Genomic DNA, 16,856 nt, shown 5'->3' on the forward strand with positions numbered 1-16,856 from the left:
CTACCTCTCAGACCCGGCGACGCTTCGGCGGACGGCATCCGTTGTGCGGCTGCGGGGTGACGTCGGAGATCTGCCCGACCTCCAGCCCGACGGCCTGCAGCGAACGGATAGCGGTCTCCCGGCCGGAGCCGGGGCCCTTGACGAACACGTCGACCTTGCGCATGCCGTGCTCCATCGCCCGACGGGCGGCGGCCTCGGCGGCCAGCTGCGCGGCGAACGGGGTCGACTTGCGGGAGCCCTTGAAGCCCACCTGGCCCGCGGAGGCCCAGGAGATGACCGCACCGGTCGGGTCCGTGATGGACACGATGGTGTTGTTGAAGGTGCTCTTGATGTGCGCCTGCCCGTGGGCGACGTTCTTGCGTTCCTTGCGCCGGACCTTCTTGACGGCGGCTCCGGCACGAGCCTTCGGTGGCATAAGTCTGTGCGCTCCTAGTTACTTCTTGCCGGGCTTCTTCTTGCCGGCGACGGTCCGCTTCGGGCCCTTCCGGGTCCGTGCGTTGGTCTTGGTCCGCTGGCCACGCACGGGCAGGCCCCGGCGGTGCCGGATGCCGGCGTAGCAGCCGATCTCGACCTTGCGGCGGATGTCAGCGGCGACCTCGCGGCGCAGGTCGCCTTCAACCTTGTAGTTGCCCTCGATGTGGTTGCGGAGCTGGACCAGCTCCTCATCCGTGAGGTCCCGAGCGCGCTTGTCCGGCGAGATGCCGGTAGCGGCGAGTGTCTCCAGGGCGCGGGTACGACCGACCCCGAAGATGTAGGTGAGCGCGATCTCCATCCGCTTCTCGCGGGGGAGGTCCACGCCGACTAGACGTGCCATGTGCGGGCGTACTCCTCGTGATGTTGTGGCGGAGGTGTGGACCCGTCCCACCCCGCTACCGACTTCTCCCGTCTTTCCGACGCTGTCAGCGCCGGCGACCGGGATCGGCCGCTGCCCGAGCGGGCCCCGGCCTCCGACCGGGGGTCCACCACGATTCAGTACGCGCTGCGTACCGCTCGTGGCTGGAACGAGCTGGTGATGTGCTGTCTGGATCTGCGGTCCGGACCGATCCGACCGGCCGTCACGACCGGTGGGAGTGGTTCAGCCCTGGCGCTGCTTGTGGCGCGGGTCAGAAGAGCAGATGACCATGACCCGGCCGTGCCGCCGGATGATCCGGCAGTTGTTGCAGATCCTCTTGACGCTCGGCTTGACCTTCACGGTTGCCTTACTTCCCATCTGGCCCGGAGGCGCGACGACGCGCGACGCCGGACGTCGAAGACGGACACGGGGACGTCCCGGCCGCCGTCAGGCTTACTTGTAGCGGTAGACGATGCGCCCGCGGGTCAGGTCGTACGGCGAGAGTTCGACGACGACCCGGTCCTCCGGCAGGATGCGGATGTAGTGCTGCCGCATCTTGCCGCTGATGTGAGCCAGCACCTTGTGACCGTTCGCGAGCTCCACCCGGAACATGGCGTTCGGCAGGGGCTCGATGACCCGACCCTCGATCTCGATGGCTCCGTCTTTTTTCGGCATGTCCTCCGCTGTCCTGACGTCGGTTACTCCGGACGGCCCACAACGTCTTACACGGGCTCCGACGAGAATCGCCGGGCCCGAGCCAGCCGCGGCTCCGAGTCCCACCGAAGCGCAGGGTGGGCATGCCGGAGTGGACGCTGTGCGCCGATCTGAAAGTGTACGCCCGCCTGCGGGCCGTCGCCAAACCGGCCGGCCCGCCGGTCACCCGCCCGGGGAAAACGGACACCCCGGGCGCATCCGCGCCGGGACGGGCGATGACGCTACCGCTCCCCCACCCGCGGGGCCTGTCGGCGCGCCCGGCGGCGCTCCCGCCGGTCGTCCCGGTGGCGAGGCTCACCACCCGCCAGGCCGCCCGCGGTCCGCATCAGCAGCACCGCGCCCCACGGTCCGAGCACCCAGAGCGGCCAGTAGAAGACCAGCTCCCCGGCGCCGACGGCGGAGACCAGCCAGATCGCGTTCAGGATCAGCGCGGCGCGCAGCCAGGGCATCCACACCTCGAGCAACCGGGCGCCCCGGGCGCCGGACGGCACCGGACCGGACGCGGGCGCCGGGGCGGCCGCTGGCGGCACGGGCGCGGCGACGTCGGCCGGGCCGGGCTGGCGCGGAGCCAGCCCCGAGCGCTCCAGCGGCGCCGGTCCCGGGAGGTCGGCCAGGACCTGGCCCAGTTCCCCGTACGTCTTCGCGCCGTAGGTTCGTTGCAGCCGCTCGTCGTACTCGTAGAGGTCGATCCGGCCCTCTTCGAGCGCGACCCGGAGCCGTTCCGCCGTCTCCTGCCGGTCCGCGTCGGCCGCCCGCATGCCGTCCCGCCCGTCCATGCCGGCAAGCATGCCACCGCTCCGCCACCATCCTCCAGCGTGCGGCGGGGCCGGATCCGGACACCGGGGACGAAGCGGTCGGGAGAGCCGGTCGCCCCAGCCGCCGGCGGCAGCTCGGGCCTGAAGAGGGTCGGTCGTCAGCGGGCCGGGGAGTCGGCCGACTGGCGGGCGGTCACCAGGTCGCCGAGGCGGGCGCGGCCGCCGTCCTCGGCGGTCAGCACCCAGACGCCGTCGTCCAGCAGCGCCATCGAGTGCTCGACGTGCGCCGCCATCGACCGGTCCCGGGTCACCACGGTCCAGCCGTCGGCCAGCTCCACCGTGCGCGGCGAGCCCATGGTGATCATCGGCTCGATCGCCAGCGCCAGCCCGGGGACCAGGCGCGGGCCCTTGCCCGGCCGTCCGTGGTTGAGCACGTGCGGGTCCTGGTGCATCTCGGTGCCGATGCCGTGCCCGCCGTACCCGTCGACGATGCCGTACCGGCCGCCCTTGCGGACCGCGTTCTCCACCGCGTGCGAGATGTCGGTGAGCCGCCCCTTGCCGCTCGCCGCACCCCGGGCGGCCGCGGCGATCCCGGCCCACATCGCGTCCTCGGCGACAGCGGCCATCTTCAGCAGGGCCGGGTCGACCTCGCCGACCCCGACGGTGATGGCGGCGTCGCCGTGCCAGCCGTTCAGCACGGCGCCGCAGTCGATCGAGATCAGGTCCCCCTCGCGGAGCACCTGCTGCGACGACGGGATCGCGTGCACGACCTGCTCGTTGACGGAGGAGCAGATGGACGCCGGGAAGCCGTGGTAGCCCTTGAACGACGGGATCGCGCCGGCCTCGCGGATGGTCGACTCGGCGATCGCGTCGAGGTCGGCGGTGCTGACCCCGGGCGCGACCGCCTCCCGCATCAGACGCAGCGCACGGGCGACCACCAGACCGGCGGCCCGCATCTTCTCGATCTGGTCGGGGGTCTTCAGCTGGATGTCCAGCTGGGGACGACGCATCGGAGCCGTTACCTTTCGTCGCGCGGATCAGCGGGGCACGTCGGACGTACCCCGCTGTTCGCACTCTATCCGCCGGAGAACCGGCGGGACGTCAGCCGCCGTACGAGCGCAGGGCGTCGATGGCGCGGACGGTGACGTCCTCCACCGGCCCGGTCGCGTCGATGCCGACGAGCTTGCCCTGGGCACCGTAGTAGTCGACCAGCGGCGCGGTCTTCTCCGCGTACTCCCGGAGGCGGGCGGCGATCGTCTCCGGCTTGTCGTCGTCGCGCTGGAACAGCTCGGCGCCGCAGCGGTCGCAGACGCCCTCGCGGGTGGTCGCGTCGAACTCGACGTGCCAGATCTTGCCGCAACCCCGGCAGGTCCGCCGGCCGGAGAGCCGCCGGATCACCTCGTCGTCGTCGACGACCAGCTCCAGCACCAGGTCCAGCGCGGTGCCGAGGTCGGCGAGGAGCTTGTCCAGCGCGGCGGCCTGCGGCGTGGTCCGCGGGAAGCCGTCGAGCAGGAAGCCCTCGGCGGCGTCCGGCTCGGCGAGCCGGTCCCGCACCATGTTGATGGTGACCTCGTCCGGGACCAGCTTGCCGGCGTCCATGTACCGCTTGGCCTCGACTCCCAGGGGCGTGCCCTGGGAGACGTTGGCCCGGAAGATGTCACCGGTCGAGATCTTCGGCACCGAGAGGTGGGCGGCGATGAACTCCGCCTGTGTGCCCTTGCCCGCGCCCGGCGGGCCAACCAGAACGAGTCGCATCTACCGCAGGAACCCTTCGTAGTTCCGCTGCATGAGTTGGCTCTCGATCTGCTTCACGGTCTCCAGACCGACGCCGACCATGATGAGCACAGCGGTGCCGCCGAACGGGAAGTTCTGGAACTGCTGGTTGTCCAACCAGATGAAGAAGAAGTTCGGCAGGATCGCGATGATGCCCAGGTAGAGCGCGCCCGGCAGGGTGATCCGGCTGAGGATGAAGTCGAGGTACTCGGCGGTCGGCTTGCCGGGGCGGATGCCCGGCACGAAGCCGCCGTACTTCTTCATGTTGTCCGCGACCTCGGTCGGGTTGAACGTGATGGACACGTAGAAGTACGTGAAGAAGATGATCAGCAGGAAGTAGATCGCGATGTGCTCCGGCGCGCTCGCCTTCACGATGTGGTTCTGGATCCAGGCCTGGGTCTTGCCCGGGTTGGTCTGGTCGAAGAACTGGAGCGCGAGCGTCGGCAGGTAGAGCAGCGACGAGGCGAAGATGACCGGGATGACACCGGCCTGGTTCACCTTGAGCGGGATGTAGGTGGAGGTGCCGCCGTACATCCGCCGGCCGATCATGCGCTTGGCGTACTGCACCGGGATCCGGCGCTGCGCCTGCTCGATGAAGGTGACCGCGGTGATGACCAGCAGGACCAGCACGATCACCAGGGCGAACATCCCCCAGCCCTTGGTGGTCTTGATCTTCCAGCCCTCGCTGGGCAGCCGGGCGGCGATCGAGGTGAAGATCAGGACCGACATGCCGTTGCCGACGCCCCGGTCGGTGATCAGCTCACCGAGCCACATCACCATGCCGGTGCCGGCGGTCATCGTCATGACCAGGATGGTCAGGGTCAGCCAGTCCGGGATCCCGGTGCCCCTGGGGACGATCGGGAACTGGTCGCAGCGGTTCTGGAACAGCTGCCCGGAGCGGGCCAGCGCCACGAACGCCGAGGACTGGAGGATGCCCAGGCCCAGCGTCAGGTAGCGGGTGTACTGGGTGATCTTCGCCTGGCCGGCCTGGCCCTCCTTGCGGAGCTGCTCCAGCCGCGGGATGACCACCGTCAGCAGCTGCAGGATGATCGACGCGGTGATGTACGGCATGATGCCCAGCGCGAAGACCGAGAGCTGCAGCAGCGCGCCACCGGAGAACAGGTCCAGCAGGTTCAGCACGCCGGTGCCACTGCCCTGGATGGTGTCGAGACACTTCTGCACGTTGCCGTACGAGACACCTGGGCTGGGCAGCGTTGCGCCGAGCCGGTAGACCGCGATGATGCCTACTGTGAACAGCAGCTTCTTGCGCAGGTCAGGCGTACGGAACGCACTGAGAAAGGCGGACAGCAACTTCTTCCTCCTGCGCGAGGCGGGCCGCCGGTGATCCCTGGCGGGGCGGGGTGGGTGCCGGGCGAGCGCCCGATATCCATAGCTGGGATGGGACTCTAACAGCCCGCTCCCGGTCCGGGCAGATGTGCCCGGCTACATAAACCGAATCCGATGTTACCCGGCGCACACGGGCCGGGTAGACCATGGCGCCCGCCCAGTCTTGGACAACTGAGCGGGCGCCACGGGTACCTCTGCCTTACAGCTCGGTGACCGAGCCACCGGCGGCGGTGATCTTCTCCTTGGCCGACGCGCTGAACGCGTGCGCCGACACCTGGAGGGCCACCCCACCGAGGTCGCCGGTGCCGAGGACCTTGACCGGCTGGCCCTTGCGGACCGCGCCGGCCTCGACCAGCTCGACCGGGCCGACCTGGCCGCCGTTCGGGAAGAGCTCGGCGAGCCGGTCCAGGTTGACCACCTGGAAGACGACCTTGAACTTGTTCTTGAAGCCCTTCAGCTTCGGCAGGCGCATGTGGATGGGCATCTGCCCACCCTCGAACGCCGCCGAGATGTTCTTCCGGGCCTTCGAACCCTTGGTACCGCGACCGGCGGTCTTGCCCTTGGAGCCCTCACCGCGACCCACGCGGGTCTTCGCGGTCTTGGCACCGGGCGCCGGGCGCAGGTGGTGGACCTTGATCGTCATTACTCGACCTCCTCGACCTTCACGAGGTGGTTGACCGTGAAGATCATGCCGCGGATCTCCGGACGGTCCTCCTTGACCACCACGTCGTTGATCCGCTTGAGACCGAGCGAACGCAGCGAATCACGCTGGTTCTGCTTGGTCCCGATCTCGGACCGGACCTGGGTGACCTTCAGGCGAGCCATCAGGAAGCCACCCCCGCCCGCGACGCCAGCATGGCGGCCGGCGCAACGTCCTCGACCGGCAGACCACGACGGGCCGCGACCTGCTCCGGGGACTCGAGCCCCTTCAGGGCCGCCACCGTGGCGTGCACGATGTTGATCGGGTTGGACGAGCCGAGGCTCTTGGAGAGCACGTCGTGGATGCCCGCGCACTCCAGCACGGCACGCACCGGACCACCGGCGATGACGCCCGTACCGGCCGAGGCCGGCTTGAGCAGCACCACACCGGCCGCGGCCTCGCCCTGCACCGGGTGCGGGATCGACTGGCCGATCCGCGGCACCTTGAAGAAGTGCTTCTTGGCCTCCTCGACACCCTTGGCGATCGCCGCGGGCACCTCCTTGGCCTTTCCGTAGCCCACACCGACGGTGCCGTCGCCGTCGCCCACGATCACCAGGGCGGTGAAGCTGAAGCGACGACCACCCTTCACGACCTTGGCGACGCGGTTGATCGCGACGACCCGCTCGAGGTGCGGGGTCTTCTCGACGGGCGCGTTTCCGCGGCCGCCCTCACGGCGGTTGTCGCGGCGACCACCCTCGTTGCCACCGGACCCGCCGCCACGGCGCTGTTGACCTGGCATCAGCAGCCTTCCTTCTCTCTCGTGACGGGGTTTCTAGAACTCGAGCCCGGCTTCGCGGGCGGCGTCGGCAAGCGCGGCGACCCGCCCCGCGTACCGGTTGCCACCGCGGTCGAAGACGACCTTCGAGACGCCGGCGGCCTTGGCCCGCTCGGCGAGCAGGGCGCCGACCTTGCCGGCCAGGGCGCTCTTGTCGCCCTCGGCGCCGCGCAGCGAGGCGTCCAGGGTCGAGGCCGACGCCAGGGTGTGACCCTTGGTGTCGTCCACGATCTGGGCGACGATGTGCCGCAGGGAGCGGGTGACGACCAGGCGGGGACGCTCGGTGGTGCCGCTGACGTTCTTGCGGACCCGGAAGTGCCGGCGCGCACGCCCGACGGCGCGCTTGGCGGCGACGCCGCGGCGGCGCTTGAGCAGCGTGGCGCTCACTTCTTACCTGCCTTTCCAGCCTTGCGGCGGACGACCTCGCCCTGGTACTTCACGCCCTTGCCCTTGTAGGGCTCCGGCGGGCGGATCTTCCGGATGTTGGCGGCGACCTCGCCGACCTGCTGCTTGTCGATGCCGGCCACGTGGAACAGGGTCGGCCTCTCCACCGTGAAGGTGATGCCGTCCGGGGCGGGCACCAGCACCGGGTGCGAGAACCCGAGCGCGAACTCCAGGTCCTTGCCCTTGGCGGTGACGCGGTAACCGGTGCCGGCGATCTCGAGGCTCTTGCGGTAGCCCTCGGTCACTCCGACGATCATGTTGGCGACCAGCGTCCGGCTCAGGCCGTGCAGTTCCTTGGCCTTGCGCTCGTCGTTGGGCCGGTTGACGTGCAGCGCGCCGTCCTCGCCCCGCTCCGCCTTGATCGGCTCGGCGAGGACGTGGCTCAGCTCGCCCTTCGGGCCCTTGACCTTCACGGTCTGCCCGTCGATCGTGATCTCGACGCCGGCTGGCACCGGGATCGACTTACGTCCAATACGCGACATTTCTACCTGTCTCCCGTTACCAGACGAAGGCGAGGACTTCCCCGCCAACGCTCCGCTTGCGGGCCTGCCGGTCGGTGAGCAGCCCCTGGGACGTCGAAATGATCGCCACGCCCAGCCCGCCGAGCACCCGCGGGAGCCCGTCCGACTTGGCGTAAACCCGCAGACCGGGCTTGGACACGCGCTTGATGCCGGCCAGGCTCCGCTCCCGGTTCTGGCCGTACTTCAGCTCGACGACCAGTCGCTTGCCGACGGCGCCCTCCTCGGGCTCCTCGACCGACCAGGTGGCGATGTAACCCTCGGTCTTGAGGACCTCGGCGATGTTCGCCTTGATCTTCGAGTAGGGCATCGTCACCCGGTCGTGGTACGCCTGGTTGGCGTTACGCAGACGCGTGAGCATGTCTGCGATCGGGTCGGTCATCGTCATGAATTCGTCAACCTTTCTCGCCGGGGTTCCCCGGGCACTGCCCGGGGCCTACGGCGAAGAGACAGTTCAGCTGACGCGCCGGAGCGCGCCGGGCTATTACCAGGAAGCCTTGGACACGCCGGGCAGCTCACCGCGGTGGGCCATCTCCCGGATGCACACCCGGCAGAGACCGAACTTGCGGTAGACCGCCTTCGGACGCCCGCACCGCTGGCAGCGGGTGTACGCGCGAACCGAGAACTTCGGCTTCGCGGCCGCCTTGATGATCAGCGCCTTCTTGGCCATCTCAGTTCTCCTTGAACGGGAAGCCCAGGAGCTTGAGCAGCGCCCGGCCCTCGTCGTCGGTCGTGGCGGTCGTGACCACCGTGATGTCCATGCCCCGCTGGCGATCGATCTTGTCCTGATCGATCTCGTGGAACACCGACTGCTCGGTCAGACCGAACGTGTAGTTGCCGTGCCCGTCGAGCTTGCGCCCGTCCAGGCCGCGGAAGTCGCGGATACGCGGCAGCGCGATGGAGAGCAGCCGGTCCAGGAACTCCCACATCCGGTCACCGCGCAGGGTCACCTTCGCGCCGATCGGCATGCCCTCACGCAGCTTGAACTGCGCGATGGACTTGGTCGCCCGCCGCACCTGCGGCTTCTGGCCGGTGATCGTGGCCAGGTCGCGGACCGCGCCGTCGATCAGCTTGGCGTCCCGAGCGGCCTCGCCGACACCCATGTTGACGACGATCTTGACCAGCCGCGGCACCTGCATGGGGTTGCCGTAGGCGTGCTGCTTCTGCAGCTCGGCCACGATCTCGTTGCGGTACCGCTCCTTGAGGCGCGGCATGGTCTTGGTTTCGGTAGCCGTGGTCATCACAGGTCCTTACCGGTGCTACGCGCGATGCGGACCTTCTGGCCGTTGTCGTCGATCCGGTAACCGACGCGGGTCGGCTTCCCGTCGGAGTCCAGGACCTGCACGTTCGAGACGTGGATCGGGGCCTCCTGGGTGACGATGCCACCGGTCTTGGCGCCACGCTGGGTGGTGCTGATGCGAGTGTGCTTCTTGACCCGGTTCACGCCCTCGACCAGGACCTTGTCCTGCCGCGGGTAGGCCGCGATGACCTTGCCCTTGGCACCCTTGTCCTTGCCGGCGATGACGACGACCGTGTCGCCCTTCTTGACCTTCACGGTCACAACACCTCCGGCGCGAGAGAGATGATCTTCATGAACCGCTTGTCCCGCAGCTCCCGACCCACCGGGCCGAAGATGCGGGTACCGCGCGGGTCCCCGCCGTCCTTGATGATGACGGCGGCGTTCTCGTCGAAGCGGATGTACGAGCCGTCCGGCCGCCGCCTCTCCTTGGCGGTGCGAACGACGACGGCCTTGACGACGTCGCCCTTCTTCACACCGGCACCGGGGATCGCGTCCTTGACCGTGGCCACGATGACGTCGCCGATGCTCGCGTAGCGCCGACCGGAGCCACCGAGAACCCGGATGCACAGGATCTCCCGGGCACCCGTGTTGTCGGCGACACGCAGTCGCGACTCCTGCTGAATCACGTCTATCTCCTATGTCTGCCGGTTCTCCGGCCGCCCGAAGGCGGCCGGAGCCTGGCGGAACCTGCGCCCGACCTTGCCGGCCGAGCTCGAGCCTTCGCTACTTGGCCTTCTCGAGGATCTCCACGAGCCGCCAACGCTTGGTGGCGGAGAGCGGCCGGGTCTCCATGATCAGGACCCGGTCGCCGATCCCGGCGGAGTTCTGCTCGTCGTGCACCTTCAGCTTGCGGGTCCGGCGCATGATCTTGCCGTACAGCGCGTGCTTGACCCGGTCCTCGACCTCGACCACGACGGTCTTTTCCATCTTGTCGCTGACCACGAGGCCCTCACGCACCTTACGGCGGGCCCGCGCGGCGGCGGTGGTGTTCTCGCTCATGATGCAGTCACCTCAGTCGGCGCGGCCGAGAGACCCAGCTCGCGCTCACGCATGATCGTGTAGATCCGGGCGATCTCCCGACGGATGACCTGCAGCCGCCGGTTGTTGTCCAGCTGCCCGGTTGCGGCCTGCACGCGGAGGTTGAACAGCTCCGCCTTGGCCTCCCGAAGCTTCGTGACCAGCTCCTCCTCGGAGAGCTCACGCAGCTCGGTGGCCTTAACGCCCGCTGCCATCAGGATTCACCCACTTCGCGCGTAACAATCCGGCACTTCATCGGGAGCTTGTGGATCGCGCGACGCATCGCCTCTCGCGCGATCTGCTCGTTGGGGAAGGACATCTCGAAGAGAACCCGCCCCGGCTTGACGTTGGCGACCCACCACTCGGGCGAACCCTTACCGGAACCCATCCGGGTTTCGGCCGGCTTCTTGGTCAGCGCCTGGTCCGGGAAGATCGTGATCCAGACCTTGCCGCCACGCTTGATGTGACGGGTCATCGCGATACGCGCCGACTCGATCTGCCGGTTGGTCACGTACGCCGGCTCGAGAGCCTGGATCCCGAACTCGCCGAACACCACCCGGTTACCACCCTTGGACGCGCCGTGGCGGTCCGGGTGGTGCGGCTTGCGGAAGCCCTTCGGGGGCTTGCGCGGCATCAGCATCTGTCAGCCCTCCTGCTGCGTTTCTGCCGGCTGAGTGGCGGCCGGAGCGGACGCGGTCGCGGCGACAGCGCCGGCGTCAACCGGCTCGCCGCTCGGCGTCTCGGCCTGCTGCGCGATGGTGGTCGCGGCAGCCCGGCCGGCCTCGGTGCCACCGGCGGTCGTGCCGGACGAACCCGACCGGCCACGGCGCGGCCGCTCGGGGCGGTCACCGCGGTCACGGCGCGGGCGGGACGGACCGGCCTCGGCCGGAGCCTCCCGGCCCGGGACGGCGTCGCCCTTGTAGATCCAGACCTTCACGCCGATCCGGCCGAAGGTGGTACGGGCCTCGAAGAAGCCGTACTCGATGTTGGCCCGCAGCGTGTGCAGCGGAACCCGACCCTCGCGGTAGAACTCGGTCCGGCTCATCTCGGCGCCGCCGAGGCGACCCGAGACCTGCACCCGGATGCCCTTGCAGACCGGGTTCTTCATGGCCGACTGCATCGCCTTGCGCATCGCCCGACGGAAGCTGACCCGGCTGGACAGCTGCTCGGCAACGCCCTGGGCAACCAGCTGCGCGTCCGACTCGGGGTTCTTCACCTCGATGATGTTCAGCTGCACCTGCTTGCCGGTGAGCTTCTCGAGCTCGCCGCGGATCCGGTCGGCCTCCGCACCCTTACGGCCGATGACGATGCCCGGCCGGGCGGTGTGGATGTCGACGCGGACCCGGTCCCGGGTGCGCTCGATGTCGACCTTGGAGATGCCGGCGCGCTCGAGGCCCTTGGACATCATCCGGCGAATCTTGACGTCCTCGCCGATGTAGTCCTTGTAGAGCTTGTCCGCGAACCAGCGGGACTTCCAGTCGGTCGAGATGCCGAGCCGGAATCCAGTGGGGTGAACCTTCTGACCCATTACTCGGCGCCCTCCGTCTTGCTCTCCGTCTCAGCGGCCTCGGCCTGCTTCGCCGGGGCGGCCTTCTTCGCCGTGGACTTCTTCGGCGCGGCCGCTGCGACCGCCTCGACCGCCACGGTGATGTGGCAGGTGCGCTTGCGGATCCGGTACGCCCGGCCCTGCGCACGCGGCCGGAACCGCTTCATGGTCGGGCCCTCGTCGACGAACGCCTCGCTGACGAGCAGCGCGTCGGGGTCCAGCCGCTCGTTGTTCTCCGCGTTGGCGATCGCGCTCGCGAGCACCTTGTACACCTGCTCGCTCGCAGCCTGCGGCGCGAACTGCAGCACCGTGAGCGCCTCCTTCGCGGGCAGGCCGCGGACGAGGTTGACCACCCGGCGCGCCTTCATCGGCGAGATGCGCACGTGCCGCGCAACCGCCCGCGCGCCCGGAAGCACCGGAGCGTCGCCCTTTCCTGGCATCGCTGTAACCCCTTGTTCCTCTATCCGTATGCCCGCGGCGTCAGCGCCGACGGCTCTTCCGGTCGTCCTTCTCGTGACCCTTGAACGTGCGGGTCAGCGCGAACTCGCCGAGCTTGTGCCCGACCATCGCCTCGGTCACGAACACCGGGACGTGCTTGCGTCCGTCGTGCACGGCGATCGTGTGACCCAGCATCTCCGGGATGATCGTCGAGCGCCGCGACCAGGTCTTGATGACGTTCTTCGAGCCCTTGTCGTTCTGCGTCTCCACCTTCTTGAGCAGGTGGTCGTCGACGAACGGGCCCTTCTTCAGGCTGCGAGGCATGTCTTATCTCCCTCAGCCGCGCTTACGCGTGGCGTAGCGGCGGCGGACGATCAGCCGGTCACTCGGCTGGCCCTTACGACGGGTGCGGCCCTCGGGCTTACCCTGCGGGTTGACCGGGTGGCGACCGCCGGAGGTCTTACCCTCACCACCACCGTGCGGGTGGTCGACCGGGTTCATCGCGACACCACGGACGGTCGGGCGCTTCCCCTTCCACCGCATCCGGCCGGCCTTGCCCCAGTTGATGTTCGACTGGTCGGCGTTGCCGATCTCGCCGATGCTGGCGCGGCAGCGCACGTCGACCCGCCGGATCTCACCGGACGGCATGCGGAGGGTCGCGTACACGCCCTCCCGGCCGAGCAGCTGGATGCCGACGCCGGCCGAACGGGCCAGCTTGGCGCCGCCGCCCGGACGCAGCTCCACGTTGTGGATGGTGGTACCGACCGGGATGTTGCGCAGCGGCAGGTTGTTGCCCGGCTTGATGTCGGCGCCCGGACCGGACTCGACGGCGTCGCCCTGCTTCAGGTCCTTCGGCGCGATGATGTACCGCTTCTCGCCGTCGGCGTAGTGCAGCAGCGCGATGCGCGCGGTGCGGTTCGGGTCGTACTCGATGTGGGCGACCTTCGCCGGCACGCCGTCCTTGTCGACCCGCTTGAAGTCGATCAGACGGTACTGACGCTTGTGGCCGCCACCGTGGTGCCGCGTGGTGATCCGGCCGTGGGCGTTGCGTCCGCCCTTCTTCGGCAGCGGAGCCAGCAGCGACTTCTCAGGCGTCGACCGGGTGATCTCGGCGAAGTCGGCGACGCTCGAGCCACGCCGGCCCGGCGTCGTCGGCTTGTACTTACGGATAGCCATTGTCTACACCCCTCAGCTGACCGGGCCGCCGAAGGCCTCGATACGGTCACCGTCAGCCAGCTTCACGATCGCCCGCTTGGTCGACTTGCGCTGACCGAAGCCGGTCTTGGTGCGCTTGCGCTTGCCCTCGCGGTTGAGCGTGTTGACCGTCAGGACGCGGACGTTGAAGATCTGCTGGATAGCGATCTTGATCTCGGTCTTGTTGGCGTCCGGGTGCACCAGGAAGGTGTACCAGTTCCGGTTCAGCTCGCTGTAGCTCTTCTCCGAGACGACCGGCGCGACGATGATGTCGCGCGGATCGGCGATCGTGCTCACTTGCCACCCTCCTCGGTGGTCTCGGCGGGAACACCCAGGAACTCGTCCAGGGCGTCCTTGGTGAAGACCACGTCGTCGGCCACCAGCACGTCGTACGTGTTGAGCTGGCCGGCCTCGATCAGGTGCACCCGCGGCTCGTTGCGCAGCGACACCCAGTTCAGCTCGTCGGTGCTGCTCAGCACGACCAGGACCCGACGGGCCTCGGTCAGCTTGGTCAGCGTGGCCAGAGCGGCCTTGGTCGACGGCTTCTCGCCCGAGACGAACGCCTCGACGACGTGCACCTGCCCGGCGCGGGCCCGGTCGGAGAGGGCGCCACGCAGGGCGGCGGCCTTCATCTTCTTCGGGGTCCGCTGGCTGTAGTCGCGCGGCACCGGGCCGTGGACCACGCCACCGCCGGCGAACTGCGGCGCGCGGATCGAGCCCTGGCGGGCACGACCGGTGCCCTTCTGCTTGTACGGCTTCTTGCCGCCGCCGGAGACCTCGCCACGGGTCTTGACCTTGTGCGTGCCCTGGCGGGCCGCCGCGAGCTGAGCCACCACGACCTGGTGCATCAGCGCGAGGTTGGCCTGGACGTCGAAGATGTCGGCCGGCAGCTCGACGGAGCCGCTCTTGGCGCCCTCGACGTTGCGGACGTCAACGGTGGTCACTTGGCCGCACCGCCCTTCTTCACCTTGGTCTTGGCCGCGGTACGGACCAGGACCAGCGCGCCCTTGGGGCCGGGGATGGCGCCACGGACGAGCAGGAGGTTGTTCTCGGTGTCGACCGCCTGGACGGTCAGGTTCTGGACGGTGTAGCGCACGCCACCCATCCGGCCCGCCATCCGGGTGCCCTTGAAGACGCGACCCGGGGTGGCGCAGGCGCCGATGGAGCCGGGCGAGCGGTGCTTGCGCTCGACACCGTGGCTGGCGCGCAGACCGTGGAAGCCGTGCCGCTTCATCGGGCCGGCGTAGCCCTTGCCCTTGGTCTTGCCGGTGACGTCGATGGTGACGCCGGCCGGGAACTCCTCGACCGTGACCTCCTGGCCCAGCGAGTAGTCCGCGGCGTCCGCGGTGCGCAGCTCGACGATGTGCCGGCGCGGCGCCACGTCCGCCTTCGCGTAGTGCCCGCTGATCGGCTTCTTGACCTTGCGCGGGTCGATCGTGCCGTACGCCAGCTGGACCGCGGAGTAACCGTCCTTCTCGGCGCTACGAACCTGGCTGATGACGCACGGGCCGGCCTGAACCACGGTCACGGGGACAACGCGGTTGTTGTCCCAGACCTGGGTCATGCCGAGCTTTGCGCCCAGGATCCCCTTGACTTGCCTGTCCATTTGTCCGGTCCCTACAGCTTGATCTCGATGTCGACGCCAGCCGGCAGGTCGAGGCGCATGAGCGAGTCGACCGTCTTCGGGGTCGGGTCGATGATGTCGATCAGACGCTTGTGCGTGCGCATCTCGAAGTGCTCGCGCGAGTCCTTGTACTTGTGCGGCGAGCGGATGACGCAGAAACGGTTGATCTCCGTGGGCAGCGGCACCGGGCCAGCGACCTGCGCCCCGGTACGCGTCACCGTCTCGACGATCTTCCGAGCCGAGGAGTCGACGACCTCGTGGTCATAGGCCTTGAGCCGGATGCGGATCTTCTGTCCCGCCATGGTGGCTTCTGTTCCTTCTCTCGATGCCGCTGTGTTGCGGGCACCTGTACCGGCTGGTACAGGCCCACTTCCGCCGACCCCCGCGGTCGGGCGTGTCGCGCCCTCGGACCAGGCTCCGCCCCGGGACTCCGGAGCGATTCTCTGACCATGCGGTGGGTCATGGCGCCGATCGCGAACCCGCGACCTGGACGCCGTGCGAGGGTGGTTGACCGCCAGGGGCGATCAACCACCCTACGCGCGACTGCTCGTCTCCCGGAGGTCCAGCATTCACCGGACGCAGGTGACTAACCGTCGTTACGCAACCTGACTAGTATGCCGCACGACCGGCGGCGAACCTAATCGGGGTTACCCAGCTCACTTGATGATGTTGGTGACGCGACCCGCGCCGACCGTACGGCCACCCTCCCGGATCGCGAACTTGAGGTTTTCCTCCATCGCGATGGGCTGGATCAGCTTCACGGTCATCGTGGTGTTGTCGCCCGGCATGACCATCTCGGTGCCCTCGGGCAGCGTGACGACGCCGGTGACGTCCGTGGTCCGGAAGTAGAACTGCGGACGGTAGTTCTGGAAGAACGGGGTGTGGCGGCCACCCTCCTCCTTGGAGAGGATGTAGACCGTCGCCTCGAACTCCGTGTGCGGGGTCGTGGTACCCGGCTTGATGACGACCATGCCGCGCTCGACGTCCTCGCGCTTGATGCCGCGCAGCAGCAGACCGACGTTCTCGCCCGCACGGGCCTCGTCGAGCAGCTTGCGGAACATCTCGATGCCGGTGCAGGTGGTCTTCATCGACTTCTCGCGGATGCCGACGATCTCCACCTCCTCGTTCGGCTTGAGGATGCCGCGCTCGGCGCGACCGGTGACGACGGTGCCACGACCGGTGATCGTGAAGACGTCCTCGATCGGCATGAGGAACGGCTTCTCGGTCTCGCGCTCCGGCTGCGGGATCGCGGTGTCGACGGCGTTCATCAGGTCCAGGAGCTTGCCGGTCCACTCGGGGTCACCCTCGAGGGCCTTCAGCGCCGAGACCCGGACGACCGGCAGGTCGTCACCCGGGTACTCCTGCGAGGAGAGCAGCTCGCGGACCTCGAGCTCGACGAGCTCCAGGAGCTCCTCGTCGTCGACCATGTCGCTCTTGTTGAGCGCCACGACGATGTACGGCACACCGACCTGACGGGCCAGCAGCACGTGCTCGCGGGTCTGCGGCATCGGGCCGTCGGTCGCCGCCACCACCAGGATCGCGCCGTCCATCTGGGCGGCACCGGTGATCATGTTCTTGATGTAGTCGGCGTGACCGGGGCAGTCGACGTGCGCGTAGTGCCGCGCCTCGGTCTGGTACTCGACGTGCGCGATGGAGATCGTGATGCCGCGGGCCTTCTCCTCCGGCGCCTTGTCGATCTGGTCGAACGGCGTGTACGGGTTCAGGTCCGGGAACTGGTCGTGCAGGACCTTGGTGATGGCCGCCGTCAGCGTCGTCTTACCGTGGTCGATGTGACCAATGGTGCCGATGTTGACGTGCGGCTTAGTCCGCTCGAACTTCGCCTTCGCCACTGGTGTCCTCCTGTGGACTTCTTGGTTCG

Annotated in this window: 30 protein-coding genes; all 30 read right to left on the reverse strand. The window is 68.6% G+C overall.

Annotation, left to right across the window (positions count from 1 at the left end):
• Positions 1 to 7 precede the first annotated feature (7 nt).
• Entirely contained in the window at positions 8 to 415 is a 408-nt protein-coding gene (gene rpsK, locus ACTWO6_RS29350) for a 30S ribosomal protein S11 (RefSeq protein WP_007073011.1), read from the reverse strand.
• Positions 416 to 433: 18 nt separating this feature from the next.
• Complete coding sequence (gene rpsM / locus ACTWO6_RS29355; protein ID WP_130340099.1) at positions 434 to 814, reverse strand: 30S ribosomal protein S13; 381 nt, start codon at positions 812 to 814, stop codon at positions 434 to 436.
• Positions 815 to 1,075: 261 nt separating this feature from the next.
• Positions 1,076 to 1,192, reverse strand: coding sequence for a 50S ribosomal protein L36 (gene rpmJ, locus ACTWO6_RS29360; RefSeq protein ID WP_109801286.1), 117 nt, complete (start codon positions 1,190 to 1,192; stop codon positions 1,076 to 1,078).
• 93 nt (positions 1,193 to 1,285) lie between these two features.
• Positions 1,286 to 1,507, reverse strand: coding sequence for a translation initiation factor IF-1 (gene infA, locus ACTWO6_RS29365; protein ID WP_007073013.1), 222 nt, complete (start codon positions 1,505 to 1,507; stop codon positions 1,286 to 1,288).
• Between the two features lie 260 nt (positions 1,508 to 1,767).
• On the reverse strand, positions 1,768 to 2,322 hold the full coding sequence (locus tag ACTWO6_RS29370; RefSeq protein ID WP_446216948.1) for a DUF1707 SHOCT-like domain-containing protein: 555 nt from the start codon (positions 2,320 to 2,322) through the stop codon (positions 1,768 to 1,770).
• A gap of 137 nt (positions 2,323 to 2,459) precedes the next feature.
• A complete protein-coding gene (gene map / locus ACTWO6_RS29375; protein ID WP_446216949.1) occupies positions 2,460 to 3,311 on the reverse strand; it encodes a type I methionyl aminopeptidase in 852 nt (283 codons plus the stop codon).
• Positions 3,312 to 3,402: 91 nt separating this feature from the next.
• A complete protein-coding gene (locus ACTWO6_RS29380; protein WP_089012511.1) occupies positions 3,403 to 4,056 on the reverse strand; it encodes an adenylate kinase in 654 nt (217 codons plus the stop codon).
• Positions 4,057 to 5,385, reverse strand: coding sequence for a preprotein translocase subunit SecY (secY, locus tag ACTWO6_RS29385; protein ID WP_446216950.1), 1,329 nt, complete (start codon positions 5,383 to 5,385; stop codon positions 4,057 to 4,059).
• 235 nt (positions 5,386 to 5,620) lie between these two features.
• On the reverse strand, positions 5,621 to 6,064 hold the full coding sequence (gene rplO / locus ACTWO6_RS29390; RefSeq protein ID WP_089012509.1) for a 50S ribosomal protein L15: 444 nt from the start codon (positions 6,062 to 6,064) through the stop codon (positions 5,621 to 5,623).
• A complete protein-coding gene (gene rpmD / locus ACTWO6_RS29395) occupies positions 6,064 to 6,246 on the reverse strand; it encodes a 50S ribosomal protein L30 (RefSeq protein WP_012015110.1) in 183 nt (60 codons plus the stop codon). The genes rplO and rpmD overlap by 1 nt, the downstream gene beginning before the upstream one ends.
• Positions 6,246 to 6,860, reverse strand: a complete 615-nt coding sequence (gene rpsE / locus ACTWO6_RS29400; protein ID WP_109801290.1) for a 30S ribosomal protein S5 — start codon at positions 6,858 to 6,860, stop codon at positions 6,246 to 6,248. The genes rpmD and rpsE overlap by 1 nt, the downstream gene beginning before the upstream one ends.
• A 33-nt stretch (positions 6,861 to 6,893) precedes the next feature.
• A complete protein-coding gene (gene rplR, locus ACTWO6_RS29405; RefSeq protein ID WP_406040713.1) occupies positions 6,894 to 7,283 on the reverse strand; it encodes a 50S ribosomal protein L18 in 390 nt (129 codons plus the stop codon).
• On the reverse strand, positions 7,280 to 7,822 hold the full coding sequence (rplF, locus tag ACTWO6_RS29410) for a 50S ribosomal protein L6 (RefSeq protein WP_446216951.1): 543 nt from the start codon (positions 7,820 to 7,822) through the stop codon (positions 7,280 to 7,282). Before rplF ends, rplR begins: the two co-directional genes overlap by 4 nt.
• Positions 7,823 to 7,838: 16 nt before the next feature.
• On the reverse strand, positions 7,839 to 8,246 hold the full coding sequence (gene rpsH, locus ACTWO6_RS29415) for a 30S ribosomal protein S8 (protein ID WP_007073022.1): 408 nt from the start codon (positions 8,244 to 8,246) through the stop codon (positions 7,839 to 7,841).
• A 96-nt stretch (positions 8,247 to 8,342) separates the two neighbouring features.
• Positions 8,343 to 8,528, reverse strand: a complete 186-nt coding sequence (locus ACTWO6_RS29420; protein ID WP_007465272.1) for a type Z 30S ribosomal protein S14 — start codon at positions 8,526 to 8,528, stop codon at positions 8,343 to 8,345.
• Position 8,529: 1 nt separating this feature from the next.
• The gene (rplE, locus tag ACTWO6_RS29425; protein WP_446211420.1) at positions 8,530 to 9,099 is read right to left on the reverse strand and encodes a 50S ribosomal protein L5; all 570 of its coding nucleotides are present in this window, start codon (positions 9,097 to 9,099) and stop codon (positions 8,530 to 8,532) included.
• The gene (gene rplX / locus ACTWO6_RS29430) at positions 9,099 to 9,419 is read right to left on the reverse strand and encodes a 50S ribosomal protein L24 (RefSeq protein WP_007465276.1); all 321 of its coding nucleotides are present in this window, start codon (positions 9,417 to 9,419) and stop codon (positions 9,099 to 9,101) included. Before rplX ends, rplE begins: the two co-directional genes overlap by 1 nt.
• Positions 9,416 to 9,784, reverse strand: coding sequence for a 50S ribosomal protein L14 (gene rplN, locus ACTWO6_RS29435; protein ID WP_007465279.1), 369 nt, complete (start codon positions 9,782 to 9,784; stop codon positions 9,416 to 9,418). The genes rplX and rplN overlap by 4 nt, the downstream gene beginning before the upstream one ends.
• Before the next feature lie 97 nt (positions 9,785 to 9,881).
• Positions 9,882 to 10,157 carry a 30S ribosomal protein S17 gene (rpsQ, locus tag ACTWO6_RS29440; RefSeq protein ID WP_179801877.1) on the reverse strand — a complete coding sequence of 92 codons (276 nt, stop codon included), beginning with the start codon at positions 10,155 to 10,157 and terminating at the stop codon, positions 9,882 to 9,884.
• Positions 10,154 to 10,390: a 50S ribosomal protein L29 gene (gene rpmC / locus ACTWO6_RS29445; RefSeq protein WP_007465283.1), complete on the reverse strand. Its 237-nt coding sequence runs from the start codon at positions 10,388 to 10,390 to the stop codon at positions 10,154 to 10,156. Before rpmC ends, rpsQ begins: the two co-directional genes overlap by 4 nt.
• The gene (gene rplP / locus ACTWO6_RS29450; RefSeq protein WP_073834927.1) at positions 10,390 to 10,815 is read right to left on the reverse strand and encodes a 50S ribosomal protein L16; all 426 of its coding nucleotides are present in this window, start codon (positions 10,813 to 10,815) and stop codon (positions 10,390 to 10,392) included. Before rplP ends, rpmC begins: the two co-directional genes overlap by 1 nt.
• A gap of 3 nt (positions 10,816 to 10,818) precedes the next feature.
• Positions 10,819 to 11,703: a 30S ribosomal protein S3 gene (rpsC, locus tag ACTWO6_RS29455; RefSeq protein ID WP_446216952.1), complete on the reverse strand. Its 885-nt coding sequence runs from the start codon at positions 11,701 to 11,703 to the stop codon at positions 10,819 to 10,821.
• The gene (rplV, locus tag ACTWO6_RS29460) at positions 11,703 to 12,161 is read right to left on the reverse strand and encodes a 50S ribosomal protein L22 (RefSeq protein ID WP_406040703.1); all 459 of its coding nucleotides are present in this window, start codon (positions 12,159 to 12,161) and stop codon (positions 11,703 to 11,705) included. The genes rpsC and rplV overlap by 1 nt, the downstream gene beginning before the upstream one ends.
• A 40-nt stretch (positions 12,162 to 12,201) precedes the next feature.
• Entirely contained in the window at positions 12,202 to 12,483 is a 282-nt protein-coding gene (gene rpsS / locus ACTWO6_RS29465) for a 30S ribosomal protein S19 (protein WP_007073032.1), read from the reverse strand.
• A 12-nt stretch (positions 12,484 to 12,495) separates the two neighbouring features.
• Positions 12,496 to 13,335 (reverse strand): 50S ribosomal protein L2, encoded by an 840-nt coding sequence (gene rplB, locus ACTWO6_RS29470; RefSeq protein ID WP_109801295.1) that lies wholly within the window; start codon positions 13,333 to 13,335, stop codon positions 12,496 to 12,498.
• 12 nt (positions 13,336 to 13,347) lie between these two features.
• Positions 13,348 to 13,650, reverse strand: a complete 303-nt coding sequence (gene rplW / locus ACTWO6_RS29475) for a 50S ribosomal protein L23 (RefSeq protein WP_091317975.1) — start codon at positions 13,648 to 13,650, stop codon at positions 13,348 to 13,350.
• Positions 13,647 to 14,297 (reverse strand): 50S ribosomal protein L4, encoded by a 651-nt coding sequence (rplD, locus tag ACTWO6_RS29480; protein ID WP_446216953.1) that lies wholly within the window; start codon positions 14,295 to 14,297, stop codon positions 13,647 to 13,649. Before rplD ends, rplW begins: the two co-directional genes overlap by 4 nt.
• Positions 14,294 to 14,959 carry a 50S ribosomal protein L3 gene (rplC, locus tag ACTWO6_RS29485; RefSeq protein ID WP_109801297.1) on the reverse strand — a complete coding sequence of 222 codons (666 nt, stop codon included), beginning with the start codon at positions 14,957 to 14,959 and terminating at the stop codon, positions 14,294 to 14,296. Before rplC ends, rplD begins: the two co-directional genes overlap by 4 nt.
• An 11-nt stretch (positions 14,960 to 14,970) precedes the next feature.
• A complete protein-coding gene (gene rpsJ, locus ACTWO6_RS29490; RefSeq protein ID WP_007073037.1) occupies positions 14,971 to 15,279 on the reverse strand; it encodes a 30S ribosomal protein S10 in 309 nt (102 codons plus the stop codon).
• A 354-nt stretch (positions 15,280 to 15,633) separates the two neighbouring features.
• Complete coding sequence (tuf, locus tag ACTWO6_RS29495) at positions 15,634 to 16,827, reverse strand: elongation factor Tu (protein WP_446216954.1); 1,194 nt, start codon at positions 16,825 to 16,827, stop codon at positions 15,634 to 15,636.
• Positions 16,828 to 16,856 lie beyond the last annotated feature (29 nt).

This window comes from Micromonospora sp. IBHARD004 (assembly GCF_052814115.1).

Excerpts from the sequence above, each read along its gene's own strand:
- rpsK (WP_007073011.1), bottom strand. The coding sequence starts at position 415 with ATGCCACCGAAGGCTCGTGCCGGAGCCGCCGTCAAGAAGGTCCGGCGC.
- rpsM (WP_130340099.1), bottom strand. The coding sequence starts at position 814 with ATGGCACGTCTAGTCGGCGTGGACCTCCCCCGCGAGAAGCGGATGGAG.
- infA (WP_007073013.1), bottom strand. The coding sequence starts at position 1,507 with ATGCCGAAAAAAGACGGAGCCATCGAGATCGAGGGTCGGGTCATCGAG.
- ACTWO6_RS29370 (WP_446216948.1), bottom strand. The coding sequence starts at position 2,322 with ATGGACGGGCGGGACGGCATGCGGGCGGCCGACGCGGACCGGCAGGAG.
- map (WP_446216949.1), bottom strand. The coding sequence starts at position 3,311 with ATGCGTCGTCCCCAGCTGGACATCCAGCTGAAGACCCCCGACCAGATC.
- ACTWO6_RS29380 (WP_089012511.1), bottom strand. The coding sequence starts at position 4,056 with ATGCGACTCGTTCTGGTTGGCCCGCCGGGCGCGGGCAAGGGCACACAG.
- rplO (WP_089012509.1), bottom strand. The coding sequence starts at position 6,064 with ATGACGATCAAGGTCCACCACCTGCGCCCGGCGCCCGGTGCCAAGACC.
- rpmD (WP_012015110.1), bottom strand. The coding sequence starts at position 6,246 with ATGGCTCGCCTGAAGGTCACCCAGGTCCGGTCCGAGATCGGGACCAAG.
- rpsE (WP_109801290.1), bottom strand. The coding sequence starts at position 6,860 with ATGCCAGGTCAACAGCGCCGTGGCGGCGGGTCCGGTGGCAACGAGGGT.
- rplF (WP_446216951.1), bottom strand. The coding sequence starts at position 7,822 with ATGTCGCGTATTGGACGTAAGTCGATCCCGGTGCCAGCCGGCGTCGAG.
- rpsH (WP_007073022.1), bottom strand. The coding sequence starts at position 8,246 with ATGACGATGACCGACCCGATCGCAGACATGCTCACGCGTCTGCGTAAC.
- ACTWO6_RS29420 (WP_007465272.1), bottom strand. The coding sequence starts at position 8,528 with ATGGCCAAGAAGGCGCTGATCATCAAGGCGGCCGCGAAGCCGAAGTTC.
- rplE (WP_446211420.1), bottom strand. The coding sequence starts at position 9,099 with ATGACCACGGCTACCGAAACCAAGACCATGCCGCGCCTCAAGGAGCGG.
- rpsQ (WP_179801877.1), bottom strand. The coding sequence starts at position 10,157 with ATGAGCGAGAACACCACCGCCGCCGCGCGGGCCCGCCGTAAGGTGCGT.
- rpmC (WP_007465283.1), bottom strand. The coding sequence starts at position 10,390 with ATGGCAGCGGGCGTTAAGGCCACCGAGCTGCGTGAGCTCTCCGAGGAG.
- rplP (WP_073834927.1), bottom strand. The coding sequence starts at position 10,815 with ATGCTGATGCCGCGCAAGCCCCCGAAGGGCTTCCGCAAGCCGCACCAC.
- rpsC (WP_446216952.1), bottom strand. The coding sequence starts at position 11,703 with ATGGGTCAGAAGGTTCACCCCACTGGATTCCGGCTCGGCATCTCGACC.
- rplV (WP_406040703.1), bottom strand. The coding sequence starts at position 12,161 with ATGCCAGGAAAGGGCGACGCTCCGGTGCTTCCGGGCGCGCGGGCGGTT.
- rpsS (WP_007073032.1), bottom strand. The coding sequence starts at position 12,483 with ATGCCTCGCAGCCTGAAGAAGGGCCCGTTCGTCGACGACCACCTGCTC.
- rplB (WP_109801295.1), bottom strand. The coding sequence starts at position 13,335 with ATGGCTATCCGTAAGTACAAGCCGACGACGCCGGGCCGGCGTGGCTCG.
- rplC (WP_109801297.1), bottom strand. The coding sequence starts at position 14,959 with ATGGACAGGCAAGTCAAGGGGATCCTGGGCGCAAAGCTCGGCATGACC.
- rpsJ (WP_007073037.1), bottom strand. The coding sequence starts at position 15,279 with ATGGCGGGACAGAAGATCCGCATCCGGCTCAAGGCCTATGACCACGAG.